Origin of the sequence: Pseudomonas sp. Y24-6, from assembly GCF_020295325.1 — a bacterium.
Taxonomy (GTDB): domain Bacteria; phylum Pseudomonadota; class Gammaproteobacteria; order Pseudomonadales; family Pseudomonadaceae; genus Aquipseudomonas; species Aquipseudomonas gregormendelii.
Genome location: NZ_JACBXG010000006.1, coordinates 132,189 through 147,455 on the forward strand (window position 1 = coordinate 132,189; position 15,267 = coordinate 147,455).

Annotated in this window: 14 protein-coding genes; 6 read left to right on the top strand and 8 right to left on the bottom strand. The window is 61.5% G+C overall.

From position 1 onward, the window contains the following. The first annotated feature begins 4 nt into the window (after window positions 1–4). Entirely contained in the window at window positions 5–859 is an 855-nt protein-coding gene (locus HYI44_RS13665) for a shikimate dehydrogenase (RefSeq protein WP_225569616.1), read from the top strand. 49 nt (window positions 860–908) lie between these two features. On the opposite strand, the gene HYI44_RS13670 is transcribed toward HYI44_RS13665, so the two are convergent. Together HYI44_RS13670 and quiC are read right to left on the bottom strand one after the other, a co-directional pair. Then, the gene (locus tag HYI44_RS13670; protein ID WP_225569617.1) at window positions 909–1,586 is read right to left on the bottom strand and encodes a TetR family transcriptional regulator; all 678 of its coding nucleotides are present in this window, start codon (window positions 1,584–1,586) and stop codon (window positions 909–911) included. A 101-nt stretch (window positions 1,587–1,687) separates the two neighbouring features. Next, complete coding sequence (quiC, locus tag HYI44_RS13675; protein ID WP_122838966.1) at window positions 1,688–3,589, bottom strand: 3-dehydroshikimate dehydratase QuiC; 1,902 nt, start codon at window positions 3,587–3,589, stop codon at window positions 1,688–1,690. A 319-nt stretch (window positions 3,590–3,908) separates the two neighbouring features. On the opposite strand from quiC, the gene HYI44_RS13680 reads away from it, so the two are divergent. Then, the gene (locus HYI44_RS13680; protein WP_225569618.1) at window positions 3,909–5,210 is read left to right on the top strand and encodes an MFS transporter; all 1,302 of its coding nucleotides are present in this window, start codon (window positions 3,909–3,911) and stop codon (window positions 5,208–5,210) included. Between the two features lie 42 nt (window positions 5,211–5,252). Here the strand turns inward: HYI44_RS13680 and HYI44_RS13685 are convergent, their stop codons facing one another. Together HYI44_RS13685 and HYI44_RS13690 are read right to left on the bottom strand one after the other, a co-directional pair. Continuing rightward, a complete protein-coding gene (locus HYI44_RS13685) occupies window positions 5,253–6,137 on the bottom strand; it encodes a DMT family transporter (RefSeq protein WP_122838964.1) in 885 nt (294 codons plus the stop codon). Window positions 6,138–6,278: 141 nt separating this feature from the next. Beyond that, entirely contained in the window at window positions 6,279–7,058 is a 780-nt protein-coding gene (locus tag HYI44_RS13690) for an IclR family transcriptional regulator (protein ID WP_122838963.1), read from the bottom strand. Between the two features lie 171 nt (window positions 7,059–7,229). Here HYI44_RS13690 and HYI44_RS13695 point away from each other — a divergent pair, with 171 nt between their 5' ends. Together HYI44_RS13695 and HYI44_RS13700 are read left to right on the top strand one after the other, a co-directional pair. Next, a complete protein-coding gene (locus HYI44_RS13695; RefSeq protein WP_122838962.1) occupies window positions 7,230–8,123 on the top strand; it encodes a neutral zinc metallopeptidase in 894 nt (297 codons plus the stop codon). Continuing rightward, the gene (locus tag HYI44_RS13700; protein ID WP_201149333.1) at window positions 8,124–9,083 is read left to right on the top strand and encodes an alpha/beta hydrolase; all 960 of its coding nucleotides are present in this window, start codon (window positions 8,124–8,126) and stop codon (window positions 9,081–9,083) included. Window positions 9,084–9,205: 122 nt separating this feature from the next. On the opposite strand, the gene HYI44_RS13705 is transcribed toward HYI44_RS13700, so the two are convergent. The 3 genes from HYI44_RS13705 to HYI44_RS13715 form a co-directional block, all read right to left on the bottom strand. After that, window positions 9,206–9,799 (bottom strand): HAD family hydrolase, encoded by a 594-nt coding sequence (locus HYI44_RS13705; RefSeq protein ID WP_045062053.1) that lies wholly within the window; start codon window positions 9,797–9,799, stop codon window positions 9,206–9,208. Beyond that, on the bottom strand, window positions 9,796–10,665 hold the full coding sequence (gene tesB / locus HYI44_RS13710) for an acyl-CoA thioesterase II (RefSeq protein ID WP_122838959.1): 870 nt from the start codon (window positions 10,663–10,665) through the stop codon (window positions 9,796–9,798). Before tesB ends, HYI44_RS13705 begins: the two co-directional genes overlap by 4 nt. Window positions 10,666–10,771: 106 nt before the next feature. Further along, window positions 10,772–11,341, bottom strand: coding sequence for a GNAT family N-acetyltransferase (locus tag HYI44_RS13715; protein ID WP_045062055.1), 570 nt, complete (start codon window positions 11,339–11,341; stop codon window positions 10,772–10,774). Between the two features lie 83 nt (window positions 11,342–11,424). On the opposite strand from HYI44_RS13715, the gene HYI44_RS13720 reads away from it, so the two are divergent. Together HYI44_RS13720 and HYI44_RS13725 are read left to right on the top strand one after the other, a co-directional pair. Beyond that, a complete protein-coding gene (locus tag HYI44_RS13720; protein ID WP_225569619.1) occupies window positions 11,425–12,345 on the top strand; it encodes a histone deacetylase in 921 nt (306 codons plus the stop codon). 224 nt (window positions 12,346–12,569) lie between these two features. After that, window positions 12,570–13,811, top strand: coding sequence for a TIGR03862 family flavoprotein (locus HYI44_RS13725; protein ID WP_225569708.1), 1,242 nt, complete (start codon window positions 12,570–12,572; stop codon window positions 13,809–13,811). A 58-nt stretch (window positions 13,812–13,869) separates the two neighbouring features. Here HYI44_RS13725 and HYI44_RS13730 read toward each other — a convergent pair whose 3' ends face one another. Then, on the bottom strand, window positions 13,870–15,204 hold the full coding sequence (locus HYI44_RS13730; protein ID WP_225569620.1) for a DEAD/DEAH box helicase: 1,335 nt from the start codon (window positions 15,202–15,204) through the stop codon (window positions 13,870–13,872). Window positions 15,205–15,267 lie beyond the last annotated feature (63 nt).

Here is a 15,267-nt window from a genome sequence, read left to right on the forward strand (position 1 = left end):
CACCATGGACCCGCATAACGTGGTACTGGCCGGCCTGATCGGCGCTGGCATCCAGGCGTCGCGCACCCCGGCGCTGCACGAACACGAGGGCGATGCCCAAGGCTTGCGCTACCTCTATCGCCTGATCGATCTCGACCAGTTGCAACTCGACAGCGGCGCCCTGCCCGACTTGCTGCTGGCCGCCGAGCGCATGAACTTCACGGGGCTGAACATCACCTTCCCCTGCAAGCAAACCATCATTCCCCTGCTTGACGAACTGTCGCCGGAAGCCCGGGGAATTGGCGCGGTAAATACAGTGGTGCTGAAGGAAGGTAAACGCATCGGCCATAACACCGACTGCCTGGGATTTGCCGAAGGTTTCCGCCGCGGCTTGCCGGGCGTTGGCGTGGCACGCGTGGTGCAGATGGGTGCTGGCGGAGCCGGTGCGGCGGTGGCCCACGCGCTGCTGAGCGAAGGCACACAGCTGCTGAGCATTTTTGATGTGGAGATCCGTCGCGCCCAAGCCCTGGCAGATAATCTCAACCAGCATTTCGGTGCTGGCCGCGCGGTTGCCGGGCAAGATTTACCTGGCGCACTGGCCGTGGCCGACGGCCTGGTGAACACCACGCCCATGGGCATGAAAAAACTGCCGGGCACGCCGGTGCCGGTGGAATTGCTGCGCCGGGAATTGTGGGTGGCGGAGATCGTGTACTTCCCGCTGGAGACTGAACTGCTGCGCCAGGCCCGCGCCCTGGGATGCCGGACCCTGGACGGCGGCAACATGGCGGTGTTTCAGGCGGTGAAGGCGTTTGAGCTGTTCAGTGGCGTGGCGCCCGATGCGCAGCGGATGCTGGCGCATTTCCAGGGGATGGTCGGGTAAGCACAGAAAAATCAGATCGCAGCGTTCGGCAGGGGCTGCGATCCTGGGTTCATGCCTTGAGGTAGCGCAGGACCGACTCGCAGATCATTTCCCGATGGCGCTGCTTGATGCCTTCATCCGGCAGGTCGATCTGGAAAATCTCGCCAAAGGTATGGCGGTTCGACACTCGGTAGAAGCAGAACGAACTCATCAGCAGATGCACGTCCAGCGGGTCGAGACCCGCACGGAACACCCCCTCGTCGGTACCACGACGCAGAATGACGCCCAGTGAATCGAGCACCGTGGTGTTCATGGTCTTGATCGCATCGGAGCGCTTCACGTATTCGGCGTTGTGAATGTTCTCGATGCACACGATGCGCACGAAATCGACGTTGCGGTCATGGTGGTCGAACGTGAACTCCACCAGGCGTCGGATCGCTTCCACCGGGGGCAGTTCGGTCAGGTGCAGGCGGTTTTCAGTGGTGCGGATGTCGCCGTACAACTTTTCCAGCACCTCGACGTAGAGCTGTTCCTTACTGCCGAAGTAGTAGTAGATCATGCGCTTGGAGGTGTGGATGCGCTCGGCGATCGCATCGACCCGCGCACCGGAAAGCCCCTGCTGCACGAACTCGACAATGGCCTCTTGAAGAATGTTCTCGCGGGTCTTTTCCGGGTTGTTCTTGCGGCTCTTGCGCGGCTCGGCAAGGGATTTGTCAGGCGCTGCGGAGAGTTCTGAAATTATTGTCATCGCGGGCTCACGGCCATCACTGCACAGGCGGCGATTATGGGCCGCGCCGCACGGCGAAGGAAGCCGCGCGGCATGGGTTTGCACAGGAGCTTACCAATTTCCTACAACTTTGCCTGACGCACGGCCCCGCTTCGAGACTTGGCCATGGCCGCCAAGCGCACGGCGACGTTGGCCGCGCCGTATCCGGCATAGCCGTTTTTGCGCTGGATGATTTCGAAGAAAAATCGCCCTTCAAACGGCTCGGTGTAAACATGAAACAGCTCGCCACCCTGGGCATCACGGTCGTACAGCACGTTGAAGTACGCCAGTTCGCTGAGGAATTCGTCGTCGAAATCGAAGCGCGCAGCCAGGTCGTCGTAATAGTTGAGCGGAATATCCAGCAGCGGCACTCCGGCCTCTTTTGCACGACTGACCTCAGCAAAAATATCATCGCAGTCAAACGCGATGTGATGCACACCGGAACCGCGATAACTCGACAACGCGTGGGAGATCGCGGTGTTGCGGTTCTCGGAGATATTGAGCGGCAGACGGATCGAGCTGTCGCGGCTGCGCAATGCCCGGCTTTTCACCAGGCCATAAGGATCGGGCAGCACCACTTCGTCGTCCGCTTCAAAATCCAGCAGGCTCTTGTAGAACAGCACCCAGCTGTCGAGGCTGTCAGCCGGCAGCGCCATGGCCATATGGTCGATTCGCTTGAGCCCGCCGCTCGCCTGGGCGACCGGTTGCAGGTTGAAGTCGGTGCCATAGACGTCGGCATGCTGGTCGACCAGATAGATCAGGCTGCCATCCGGCGCGCGCACTGCGGCCAGTTCAAGCTCGTTGGGGCCTACCAGCCCACGATAGGGCTGGCCCTTGTAGGCGACCGCGCGAGCCAGGGCACTGCCGCTGTCTTTCACCCGCACGGCGGTGGCGCACAGCGAAGGACCGTGGGCTTCAAAAAAACTGTGGGCGAAGGAGTAAGGCTCGGAGTTGAGGATCAGGTTGATGTCGCCTTGACGCAACAGGCTCACGCTCTTGGAGCGATGCTGCCCGGCCTTGACGAAGCCCAGCCGCTCCAGCCAATGGGAAAGCTTGGCGCCAAGGCTTTCGTCCACGGCGAATTCGAGAAATTCGATGCCGTTGTACTCGCTGGCTTTGGGCGTTTCGAACAGAATTTCAGGGCTGGCCACCGGCTTGGCCTCCTGCGCGAGGCGCTCGCGGGTTTTCTCCTCAAGATACAGCAGCGAGCGCAGGCCATCGGCGGCGTTGGCCCGAGGTGGCGCGGCGCGGAAGCCGTCGTTGAAAATCTCCAGCGAGAGTGGCCCGGTGTAACCGCTCTTGATGATCGGTGCGAGGAAGCCGGGAAGATCGAATTCACCCTGGCCTGGGAAGCAACGGAAGTGCCGGCTCCATTCCAGCACATCCATGGCCAGGATCGGCGCGTCGGCCATCTGCACAAAGAAGATCTTGTCGCCGGGAATCTCGGCGATCGCCGCGGGGTCACCCTTGAGTGACAAGGTGTGGAAGCTGTCGAGCAGCACGCCGAGACTCGGATGATCGGCCTGACGCACAATGTTCCAGACCTGCTGCCAGGTGTTGACGTGCCGTCCCCAGGCGAGCGCTTCGTAGCCGATGCGCAGGCCTCGGGCACCTGCGCGCTCGGCCAGCAGGCGCAAGTCGTCGACCAGAATCTGTTCATCCCCCAGGGAGTCGGCCGAGGCGTTGCTGCACACCAGCACCAGGTCGGTACCCAGCTCCTGCATCAGGTCGAATTTGCGCTCGGCCCGCTCCAGGTTGCGCGGCAGGCGGTCGCGGCGGCATCCTTCGAAGTCGCGGAAAGGCTGGAACAGTGTGATGGCGATGCCGAGATCGGCACACATCTGTTTAATTTCCCGCGGACTGCCGTCGTAGTAGAGAAGGTCGTTCTCGAAAATCTCCACCCCGTCAAAGCCGGCGGCGGCAATGGCTTCGAGTTTTTCCGGCAGGGTACCGCTCAAGGAAACGGTGGCAATGGAACGCTGCATCTTTCGACTCCCGGTGGTGGAGATCTTATTGGGGGTATTGCATGCTCCCAGGGGGACCACGTTTTTTTCTGTTGGGGGAATTATTAGGGTGGCAGTCTCGCACAGCAATTCAAAGTGTACTATCCGGTTAGTTTTATGTGCGATTATCGAACAAAATGCCGCTTGGCGAATTGACGATTTTTCGTCCACTGCCCACCATCAACTCCACATTGGGTGCGGTCACAGGTCGGCCCGATGGACATAGATTCAAAACACCACATAAAAATAATCGGTGGCTTAAATGACTCCTTCTCAAAGCTCTTCCGTGGAGCGTTCCTCCATGATTCCTGCCACCGGTGGCATTGGCGACAAAGTTCGAGGCGCCATGGCAGTCGGCAAGACCCGTTGGGGCATGCTGGCACTGGTGTTTTTCGCTACAACGCTGAACTATATCGACCGCGCCGCGCTGGGCGTCATGCAGCCGATCCTGGCCAAGGAGATGAGCTGGACGGCGATGGATTACGCCAACATCAACTTCTGGTTCCAGGTCGGCTACGCCATCGGCTTTGTCCTGCAGGGCCGGTTGATTGATCGGGTCGGCGTAAAGCGGGTGTTTTTCTGCGCCGTCCTGTTGTGGAGCCTGGCGACCGGCGCGCATGGCCTGGCCACTTCGGCGGTCGGTTTCATGGTCTGCCGGTTCATCCTCGGGCTAACCGAAGCGGCCAACTATCCGGCCTGCGTCAAGACCACCCGGCTGTGGTTCCCCGCCGGCGAACGCGCCGTGGCCACCGGGATCTTCAATGCCGGGACCAACGTCGGCGCGATGTTCACCCCAATGCTGCTGCCGCTGATTCTGCACGTATGGGGCTGGCAGGCCGCATTCCTGTGCATGTCGGCACTGGGCGGGATCTGGCTGTTGTTCTGGGGTTTGAAGTACTTCAACCCGGAAGATCACCCAAGCGTCAGACAATCGGAACTGGACTACATCCAGCAGGAGGTCGAGCCGGAACAAACCCGCGTGCCTTTCTCGAAAATCCTGCGCATGCGCGGCACGTGGGCCTTCGCCCTCGCTTACTCGATGACCGCGCCGGTGTTCTGGTTCTACCTGTACTGGCTGCCGCCGTTCCTTAACCAGCAATACAACCTGGGGATCAACGTGACCCAGATGGGCATCCCGCTGATCATCATCTATGTGACGGCTGACTTCGGCAGCGTCGGCGGCGGGATCCTGTCTTCGTTCCTGATTGGCCGCGGGATCAATCCGATCAAGGCGCGACTGATGTCCATGTTCCTGTTTGCCTGCTGCATCGTCGGCGTGGTCATGGCGGCAGGTTCCAGCAGTTTGTGGGTTGCCGTAGCCGCGATCTCGCTGGCCATCGGCGCGCACCAGGCCTGGACGGCGAATATCTGGAGCCTGGTGATGGACTACACGCCCAAGCACATGATGAGTACCGTGTTCGGTTTCGGCGGCATGTGCGCCGCGATTGGCGGGATGTTCATGACCCAGCTGGTCGGCCATATCCTGACCATCACCAACAACAACTACACCGTACTGTTCACCATGATTCCGGCGATGTACTTCATCGCGCTGATCTGGATGTACTTCATGGCGCCGCGCAAGATCCCTTCCGTTATCGACTGAAATCTCCTGCGGCAGGCCTGATTCCAGGCCTGCCCACGCTCTCTAGCGGCGACTCTGCTGCCACACGGCTGCCAACCCGCTGCAACAGATAACCGCAATCCCGATGATCGTGGTCAGGGTCGGCGTGTGGGAGAACAGCAGCCAGCCCAGCAACCCGGCGAAGACGATCTGGCAATAACCGAAAGGCGCCAGCAACGCCGGGGCCGCGTAGCGGAATGCCTGGGTCAGGAACAAGTGCGCAGTCATCCCGCAAGCCCCCAGCGCCACCATGAGCAACCCATGACCCAGGGTTGGTACCTGCCAGAAAAACGGTACCAGCGCGCTCATCACCAGGGTGTTGCACAAACCGGCGAAGAAGTTGCTGGTGGTCGGGCTGTCGATCTCGCTGAGCTTGCGGGTCAACAACTGGTAAAAACAGAAAAACAGCGCCGAGCACAAGGGCAGCAGCACCGCCGGCGTGAACAGCTCACCACCCGGGTGCACGATGATCAACACGCCGATGAATCCGCAAATCACCGCGATCCACTGGCCGCGGGTCACGTGCTCGCGCAGCAGTGGCACCGACAGAGCCGTGACCAGCACCGGGGCCAGAAAGTTGACTGCCGTAGCTTCCGCCAGCGGGATGTACTGCAGGCCGGTGGTAAAAAACAGACTGGTGCCGAGCAGGCACAAGGCCCTGACCAGCTGCAGCAGCGGGCGTTTGGTACGCAGCACGCGCAAGCCCGACTGCGGCAGGAAGATCCCCGCCATCAGCAAGGTGTGCACCACATAACGGGCCCACACCACCATGACGATTGGATAGAACCCCGACAGGTATTTTGACAACGCGTCGTGACTGGAAAACAGGAAGGTCGCGACAACGATCAGCAAGATGCCCTTGAAGGGTTGGTTGACGCCGGAGAGCGGAGTGCTGATACGTGACGTCAAGGCAATGCTCTCTGAAAGGAATAACAAGCCAACGGATCAATATTTTAGAACGTTGTTCCATTTTTTCAAACCAACAAGCCGAGAAAGCGTGCGAACAGCGTACAGATTTTCCATCACGGCCATTGCGCTCGCCTGGAACAATCAACCGTTGAAAAACTCCGACGCCTGGCTGGCCGCCGACAGCTCTTCGGTGAACTGCAACAGCAGCGGCGCCAGATCGTGTAACCGCGCACCCGGCAACCGAGCGCTGGGGCCGGCAATACTCAGCACGCCTATCACCCGTGCATCCAGCGGATGGCGCACCACTGCGGCAATGGCCGAGGTCCCCACCGCCGAACTCTCCTCTACCCAGGCATAACCCTGTTCTCGTCCCTGGCGCAGATGCTCCAGCAGTTCAATGTTCGAACGCGGCGCATTCGGCCCGGGTGCTGGCAATGTGTCGCCGGCCTGGCGTTCAACCAGCGCCAAGGCTTCGGCATCGGACAGGCTCGCCAGCCACGCATGCCCCGAGGCGGTATAGAACAGTGGGGCATCGCGCCCCATGTCGGGGTCATAACGCAAGCCGGAACGCGCGCCCTGGGATTTGGCGATCCAAGTCAGTCGCTCCCCCGAGATCACCCCCAGGCGAACCAGTTCGCCCGTTTCCTCGGCCAGCCGATCGAGTACCGGCTGGACGATATCCCCGCCGCTGCGAGACAGGTAGCGAAAGCCCATGGCGACCAGCCTGGTCGATAAGTGATAGCGCAGATTATCCGGATTCTGCCGCACATAACCCAGGCGGATCAGTTCGGTCAGCAAACGGTGGGTGGCACTCTTTGGAATCCCCAGCTGTTCGGACAATACCTGCATCGGTACGCCCCTGGGTTCACCGGTAAGGGTTTCCAGCACGCTGAAAACGCGTTCAATCTGACTGCCGGCCATAAGAGGGTCCACGAGAAAGGTTTCATCGATTCTAAAAGACAATGCCGGAAATGCGAAATCTGGAACCGGTCTGCCCCGCAGCTGTCAGACGACCGGACTGGCGCGGCTCCTGCACACCAGCAACACTCATCACCACGCATCTTCACCAGATTAAGGAAAGAGGGCTCACCCATGCTATGGAAAAAAGGCCGACGCAGCGACAACGTGGTCGACGCCCGTGGAGATGACGTGGGCGGTGGTGGCGGCGGGATGCGCTTCGGTGGCGGCAAAGGGTTGAGCCTGACGGCGATCATCCTGATTGTCGGCATAGGCTGGATCACCGGCCAGGACCCACTGCAGATTCTCGGGCAATTGACCGGGCAGATGAGCGAACAGTCGGCACCGGCCACCACCCAGAGCCGCAAGGCGCCACCGGCCAATGACGAAGGCGCAGAATTCGTGCGCTCGATTCTCGGAGATACCGAAGACACCTGGGGCCAGATTTTTCAGCAGGCCGGCCGGCAGTACAAGGACCCGACCCTGGTGATGTTCAGCGGCAGGGTCAACTCCGCCTGCGGGATGGCCACCTCGGCCACCGGGCCGTTCTACTGCCCGGCGGATCAGAAGGTCTACCTGGACACCAGCTTCTTCCAGGAAATGTCGCAGCGCTTTTCCGCAGCCGGTGACTTCGCGCAGGCCTATGTGATCGCTCACGAAGTTGGCCACCATGTGCAAACCCTGCTCGGCGTCTCGGCAAAAATCCAGGCTGCTCGCCAGCAAGGGCGGCAAATGGAAGGCGATGGCGGTTTGCTGGTACGCCAGGAACTTCAGGCTGATTGCCTGGCCGGTGTATGGGCCAATAATGCCCAGCAACGGCTGAACTGGCTCGAACCCGGCGACATCGAGGAAGCCTTGAATGCGGCCAACGCCATTGGCGACGATCGCCTGCAACAGCGCGGCCAGGGTCGCGTGGTTCCGGACTCGTTCACCCATGGCACTTCGGCGCAACGGGTACGCTGGTTCAAGACCGGGTTCGCCCAGGGCCAGATCAGCCAGTGCGACACCTTCGCCGCGAAAAACCTGTAGATGAACAAGTGGTGGCTGGTCCTGTTGATCACCTGCACCAGTTCCCAGGCTGCCGACCACGGTGTGCGGGACATCAGCCCCGGTCGCCTGTTGTTGAAGGAAGGCGAAATGGCCGTCGGTATCGGCCCGGCACCGGCGACCATCGAACGGGTGCTGATCATTATCCATGGCCGGCTACGCAACGCCGAAACCTACCGCAAAACCGCCGAACACGCGGCCGAGCAAGCGGGACAGGCGTCGACCACGCTGGTGATCGCCCCGCAATTTCTCAATGAAACCGACGTCGCGCTGCATCCATTGGCCGACACGGTTTTGCGTTGGCAAGGCAATGAATGGATGGCCGGTGGATTGTCCACGGCGCCTTTTGCCCTCAGTTCGTACGGGGCAATGGACCAGATCATCGGCCGGTTCGCTGACCGGCAACAGTTCCCGGCGCTCAAGGAAGTGGTGATCGCCGGACACTCTGGCGGCGCTCAGGTGGTCCAGCGTTATGCGCTGCTGGGTCATGATCAACCGGAACTCGACGCCGCCGGAGTTCGGGTGCGTTATGTGATTGCCAACCCGTCCTCCTACGCCTATTTCGATGAACGTCGGCCGGTGGCGTTCAGCCATGCCGGCTGTGCGGATTACAATCGCTGGAAATACGGGCTGGCGGATCTGCCCGCGTATGCCGAGGGCCAGACGCCCGCGGCGCTGGAGGCCAGTTACGTCAAACGCGATGTCGTTTACTTGCTGGGCCAGCAGGATATCGATCCGAATCATCCTGCCCTGGACAAAAGCTGCGAAGCGAAAGCCCAGGGTGCGAATCGTTTGGCGCGCGGGCGCAATTATTTTGAGTATTTGAAGCGCGACCATCCCCAGGGTTTGAATCAGCAACTGATCGAAGTGCCCGGCGTCGGGCATGATGGGGATGGGATGTTTACCTCACCTGAGGGGCGCAGGGCGCTCTTTGGTCAGTAGCACTTGCAGTGCGGCGAATGCAGCCATCGCGGGCAAGCCTGCCTCCCAAGATTTGGCGTATCCACCTTTCAATAGCGGCACCGCTTACTCTGTGGGAGCAAGGCTTGCCCGCGATGGGGCCCTCAAGCCGAAAGCATTTCGCGCAACGCCACACAATCCACCGCATGCCAATCGGTCAACTCCGGCCACGGATTATCCGGCAAGTTCACCAGCACCGTGCGCGCTCCGGCCGCTCTCCCACAATCCAGGTCAAACCGGTAATCGCCAACCATCACCATCTCGCTTGTCGGGACCTTCCACGCATCGGCTAATTTGAGCAGGCCACCTGGATGAGGTTTCGGCGGCGCTTCGTCGCGCCCCAGCACATCCTCGACCGCAAAGCAGTCGGCCAGGCCGATCGCCTCCAGCGTGACGTGCGCCAGCTCGCGGGCATTGCGCGTGAGGATACCCAGGCGATAGCCGCGTCCGGCCAACTCGCGCACCAGTTCCACGGCACCCGGTGCGGGTTTCGAACCCAGGGCCAGGTCACGCTCGTGCTCCAGCAACCACGCATGCTTGGCGGCGGCTTCCTGCGCCGGCAGGGCCGCGAGATGAGTCAGGATGTCGTCTTCGGCGGGAATGGCCAATGCCACGCGGATAGCCGCGAAGTCATGCACGGCCACCGTCAGGGTGCCGTCCATGTCGAACACCCAGTGCCGCACCGCCGCCAGGCTCATGCCCAGTCCTTGCGGTGACGGATCAGGCCTTCCTGGGTCACCGAGGCCACCAGTTGCCCGGCGCGATTGAACACGCTGCCCCGGGAGAAACCGCGGGAATTGCCCGCCCAAGGGCTGTCCATCGCGTACAGCAGCCAGTCATCGGCACGCAGGTCGGCGTGGAACCACAGCGCGTGATCAAGGCTGGCCACCTGCATGTCCTGATGCCACACCGACTTGCCATGGGGCTGCATCGAGGTGGTCAACAGGCCGAAATCCGAAGCATAGGCCATCAGATATTTATGCAGCGCCGGGGTATCGGCCAAGGCGCCGTCGGCGCGAAACCAGACGTACTTGACGGGATCTGAGGGTTGCGGGTTGTAGGGGTCTTCCTCGGTCACCGGACGGAATTCGATGGGCTTGGGGCACAGCAGCTTTTCGCGCATGTGTTGCGGAATCAGGTGGGCACGCTGCTGGGTGAGTTCGAGCTCCGACGGCAGGTTTTCCGGGCCGACCACCACCGGCATCTGTGCCTGGTGCTCGAAGCCCTTTTCGTCGTACTGGAACGAAGCGCTGCAGGTGAAGATCGGGTTGCCCTTCTGGATTGCCGTCACCCGGCGGGTGCTGAAACTGCCGCCATCACGCACTCGATCGACCTGATACACCACCGGCAGCGCAGAGTCCCCCGGACGCAGGAAGTAACCGTGCATCGAGTGCACATGGCGCGCCTCTTCCACTGTCTGACTGGCTGCCGAAAGGGACTGCCCGATGACCTGGCCGCCGAACAACTGGCGAAAACCCAAATCCTGGCTGCGGCCGCGAAACAGGTTTTCTTCGATCGGTTCCAGGGTCAACAGGTCGACCAGATCATCCAACACTTGGCTCATTCAGACTCTCCTAACACAACACAATGCCGCGCAGTCTTGGCTGCGACGAACAATTCAATTTCTGGCCAGCGCCATCATGGGAGCCATTGTAAACGTCCGCGCCGGCTTAGCCATGCAGGGTTTGCAGCCATTGTTCACGGCTGATGCGATACAACACATGGTGCTCCAGTGGATGTCCGGCGGCGAGCTTGGGATGATCGAAGTCATCGGCTGAATCATGGTGCATTCCGATGGCTTGCATGACTTTCTCCGACGGCAGATTGGCTTGCGCGGTAAACGCCACCACCTCGTTCAGCCCGAGGCGGTCAAAGCCGCAGCGCAGAGCGGTCCAGGCCGCTTCGCTGGCGTAACCCAGCCCCCAATGTTCACGCGCCAGGCGCCAGCCGATTTCGACCGCCGGGGTAAAAGGCGCATCAAAACCCACCACGCCCAGGCCGGTAAAGCCGATAAACGCACCGGTGTCCTTGCGCTCCAGCGCCCACAGGCCGAACCCGTGTTCGGCAAAGTGGCCGCGAATGCGCCCGATCAGCGACGCGCTTTCCAGGCGGCTCAACGGCGCCGGAAAATAGCGCATCACCTGCGGATCGGCGCACATGGCCGCAAACTCAGGCAAATCCGCATCGCTCCATTGTCGCAACAACAGTCGCGCGCTCTCGAGTTCCAGTATCGGCTCCATCGTGCTCCCCTTTCCATGTCGCAAGTCTAGATCGCTGGTAGGATCCCTGATTCTTTCCTGCGTTCCTTCCAGATAAAACCGCCATGCCGCTGCCGTTGATCTACCACGAAGACTACAGTCCCGACTTCCCGGCGGACCACCGCTTCCCCATGGACAAGTTCCGCTTGCTGCGTGACCACCTGGTGGACAGCGGCCTGACCCGGGACGCCGACCTGCTGCGCCCGCCACTGTGCCCGTCGCAGATTCTCGCCCTGGCACATGACCCCGGATACATCGCGCGCTACATGGAAGGCGAGTTGTCCCGCGAAGACCAGCGCCGCCTTGGCCTGCCCTGGAGCGAAGCCCTGGCCCGGCGCACCGTGCGGGCAGTCGGCGGCTCGCTGCTGGCAGCGGAGCAGGCGCTGGAACACGGGCTCGCCTGCCACCTGGCCGGTGGCACCCACCATGCGCATTACGATTATCCAGCCGGATTCTGCATTTTTAACGATCTGGCGATTATCAGCCGCTATTTGCTGGAAAGTGGCCGGGTGAATCGGGTGCTAATCTTCGATTGCGACGTACACCAGGGCGACGGGACTGCACGCATCCTGCACAACACCCCGGACGCGGTCACTGTTTCCTTGCACTGCGAAAAGAATTTTCCTGCACGCAAAGCCGAAAGTGACTGGGACATTCCATTACCGATGGGCATGGGCGATGCCGCTTACCTGAAGGTCGTGGACGATGCGCTCAATTATCTGCTGCCGCTCTACCAGCCGGACCTGGTGCTGTATGACGCCGGGGTCGACGTGCACAAGGACGACGCCCTCGGCTACCTGAAGCTGACGGACGAAGGCGTCGCCGCCCGCGATGAAAGCGTGATGCGCCACTGCCTTGGCCGGGACATTCCCGTGGTCGGAGTCATTGGTGGGGGCTACAGCAAAGACCGCAAGGCCCTGGCGCGGCGCCACGGGATTCTGCATCACAGCGCTCAGCGGGTCTGGCAGTCATCAGGTTGTCACTGAGGTATGGCTGGTTACCCACAATGCCTGTGGAACTGCCTGTGGATAACCTGAGAGAAAGGCGCTGCAAGCCATACTGGCTATGGCGTGCGAAGCACTGGTTGTTTTTTGACCACTCTCGAACACACAACTAATCGTCCGTGCAAGCGGGCTTGGTCGGGGCCCACAAGAGAGTGTGTCGGGCTGGTAGAATGCCCGCCCTATTCCGCCACTGCGCAGCGTTGAAGATGACCCAACCCTCGACCACCCTCCCCCCGCAAGTCGCCATCATCGGCGGCGGCCCCGCCGGCTTGATGGCCGCCGAAGTGTTGAGCCGGGCCGGTTGCAAGGTCGACCTGTACGACGGCATGCCGTCGGTGGGGCGCAAATTCCTGCTGGCCGGGGTCGGGGGCATGAACATCACCCATTCCGAAGCCTATCCGGCCTTTCTCTCGCGCTATGCCGAACGCGCCCCGCAAATCGCACCACTGCTGCGGGCATTTGGCGCCGACGCGCTGTGCCAATGGATACATGACCTGGGCATTGAGACCTTTGTCGGCAGCTCCGGCCGAGTATTTCCCACAGACATGAAAGCCGCCCCGCTGCTGCGCGCCTGGCTCAAACGTCTGCGCGAAGCCGGCGTAGTTATCCACACCCGCCACCGCTGGCTCGGCTGGGATTCGCAGGGTGGATCGCGCATCGACAGCCCCGAGGGCGAAAAAACCATTACGCCAGACGCTACGCTGCTCGCCATGGGCGGTGGCAGCTGGGCGCGACTCGGCTCGGATGGCGCCTGGATGCTGCCCCTGGAACAGTGCGGGGTGCAGCTGGCACCGTTGCAACCGAGCAATTGCGGCTTCGAGGTGCAGGCCTGGAGCGATTTGATGGTCAGTAAATTCGCCGGCGCGCCGCTGAAAAACATCGCCATTGGCCTGGATGACGACGTGCCGCGCCTGGGCGAATGCGTGATCACGGCCACCGGAATTGAAGGCAGCCTGATCTACGCCCTGTCAGCGCCGATTCGCCAGGCCATCAATCGCGATGGCGCGGCCACTGTGCATATCGATCTGCTGCCGGGACGGCCTGTGGATAAAATCCAGGCAGCACTGGATAAACCCCGTGGCTCGCGCTCCATGTCCAAGCACTTGCACAGTCAGTTGGGGATCGATGGGGTGAAAGCGGCGTTGCTGCGAGAGCAGGTTGCAGCGGCGGATTTTGCCGATACCGTGCGGCTGGCCCGGGCAATCAAGGCGCTGCCCGTGACCCTGGTGAAAACGCGTCCGCTGGACGAGGCGATCAGCAGCGCCGGTGGCGTGCGATTCGAAGCGATGGATGAGCGACTGATGCTCAAGCAACTCCCCGGAGTGTTTTGCGCCGGTGAGATGCTGGACTGGGAGGCGCCGACTGGCGGCTACCTGCTGACCGCGTGCTTCGCCAGTGGTCGGGCGGCGGGGCTGGGGATGCTGGAGTGGTTGCAGCGCAAAGAATGAAGACCGAGGCGGCCCATCGCGAGCCTGCTCGCGATGGGCCTGGCTACCACCGCACCCGTTAAGGTTTCTTCTTGCGCGGCCCGGTATTAAACACCGGCACCTTGCGCACAGGCTTGATCGAAGGCTCTGGCGTCGATGCTTCTGCGCTCTCGACCCACTTGCCCAGATTGCGTTTGCCGCCGCCGGAAGTCTTGGGTTTCTTCGGCTTTTTCGGCTTCTTGACCACCTGGCCGCTGGCATCGGTGTCCGGCACGCGATGCTCCGGCTCGAAATCATGCTCCATCTGCCGGGGCAGCGTCTGACGCGTCAACGTCTCGATGGCCGACAGCAAATTCACTTCGTCGGCGCAGACCAGGGAAATAGCCTGCCCGGTCGCACCCGCACGGCCGGTACGACCGATGCGGTGAATATAGTCTTCAGCAACGATGGGCAGGTCGAAGTTGACCACCAGCGGCAGGTCTTCGATGTCCAGGCCACGAGCCGCGACGTCAGTGGCCACCAGGATCTGCACTTCGCTGGCCTTGAAGCGGTCCAGCGCACGCTGGCGGGTCGCCTGCGGCTTGTCGCCGTGGATACCGTCGGCGTTGATGCCCAGGCCCTGGAGTTTCTCCACCAGCGCGTCCACACCGTTACGGGTCTTGGCGAACACCAGCACCTGTTTCCACTTGCCCTTGCGCAGCAGATGAATGAACAGCTCCGGCTTGCGCTTCTTGTCGACCGTCACCACCCACTGCTTGACCGTGTTGGCCGCTACGTTGCGCGGGCTGACTTCGATGAGCAGCGGGTCGTTGAGCATTTGCCCGGCCAGTGTGCGAATTGCATCCGAGAAGGTCGCGGAGAACAGCAGGGTCTGGCGCTTCTTCGGCAACGCTTTGTAGATGTTGCCCAGTTCCTCGGAAAAGCCGAGGTCGAGCATGCGATCGGCTTCGTCCAGCACCAGGGTTTGCAGCTGGTTGAACTTGAGCGCGTTCTGGCGGAACAGGTCCAGCAAACGTCCCGGTGTTGCGACCAACAGGTCCACGCCTTTGCGCAGCTTCATCATCTGCGGGTTGATACTGACGCCGCCGTACACGGCATACGTACTCAACGGCAGGTTTTCGGCGTACTGACGCACGGCCTCGTGAACCTGCTCCGCCAGCTCGCGAGTCGGCACCAGGATCAGCGCGCGTACCGAGTTGGCCGTGACTTTCGGCCCTTCCATGGCCAGCAGTTGCAGGAGCGGCAGGGCGAAACCGGCCGTTTTGCCAGTGCCGGTCTGGGCCGCAGCCATCAGGTCGCGACCGGCCAGCACCGCCGGAATGGCTTGCGCCTGAACCGGCGTAGGAGTCTGGTAGCCGAGCGTCTCTAAAGAGCGCAGCAAGGGTTCGATCAGGCCAAGGGAGGCGAAAGTCATGGGATTACCGTAGGAAAATTCAGCGCGGTTGTGCAAAACGAGTGTGCAATACCGCGCAGTTTA

Coding starts and splice junctions, on each gene's coding strand:
- HYI44_RS13665 (WP_225569616.1), top strand. CDS start 5: ATGGACCCGCATAACGTGGTACTGGCCGGCCTGATCGGCGCTGGCATC.
- HYI44_RS13670 (WP_225569617.1), bottom strand. CDS start 1,586: ATGACAATAATTTCAGAACTCTCCGCAGCGCCTGACAAATCCCTTGCC.
- HYI44_RS13690 (WP_122838963.1), bottom strand. CDS start 7,058: ATGGCCGGCAGTCAGATTGAACGCGTTTTCAGCGTGCTGGAAACCCTT.
- HYI44_RS13700 (WP_201149333.1), top strand. CDS start 8,124: ATGAACAAGTGGTGGCTGGTCCTGTTGATCACCTGCACCAGTTCCCAG.
- tesB (WP_122838959.1), bottom strand. CDS start 10,665: ATGAGCCAAGTGTTGGATGATCTGGTCGACCTGTTGACCCTGGAACCG.
- HYI44_RS13695 (WP_122838962.1), top strand. CDS start 7,230: ATGCTATGGAAAAAAGGCCGACGCAGCGACAACGTGGTCGACGCCCGT.
- HYI44_RS13730 (WP_225569620.1), bottom strand. CDS start 15,204: ATGACTTTCGCCTCCCTTGGCCTGATCGAACCCTTGCTGCGCTCTTTA.
- HYI44_RS13705 (WP_045062053.1), bottom strand. CDS start 9,799: ATGAGCCTGGCGGCGGTGCGGCACTGGGTGTTCGACATGGACGGCACC.
- HYI44_RS13680 (WP_225569618.1), top strand. CDS start 3,909: ATGATTCCTGCCACCGGTGGCATTGGCGACAAAGTTCGAGGCGCCATG.
- HYI44_RS13720 (WP_225569619.1), top strand. CDS start 11,425: ATGCCGCTGCCGTTGATCTACCACGAAGACTACAGTCCCGACTTCCCG.
- quiC (WP_122838966.1), bottom strand. CDS start 3,589: ATGCAGCGTTCCATTGCCACCGTTTCCTTGAGCGGTACCCTGCCGGAA.
- HYI44_RS13715 (WP_045062055.1), bottom strand. CDS start 11,341: ATGGAGCCGATACTGGAACTCGAGAGCGCGCGACTGTTGTTGCGACAA.
- HYI44_RS13725 (WP_225569708.1), top strand. CDS start 12,570: ATGACCCAACCCTCGACCACCCTCCCCCCGCAAGTCGCCATCATCGGC.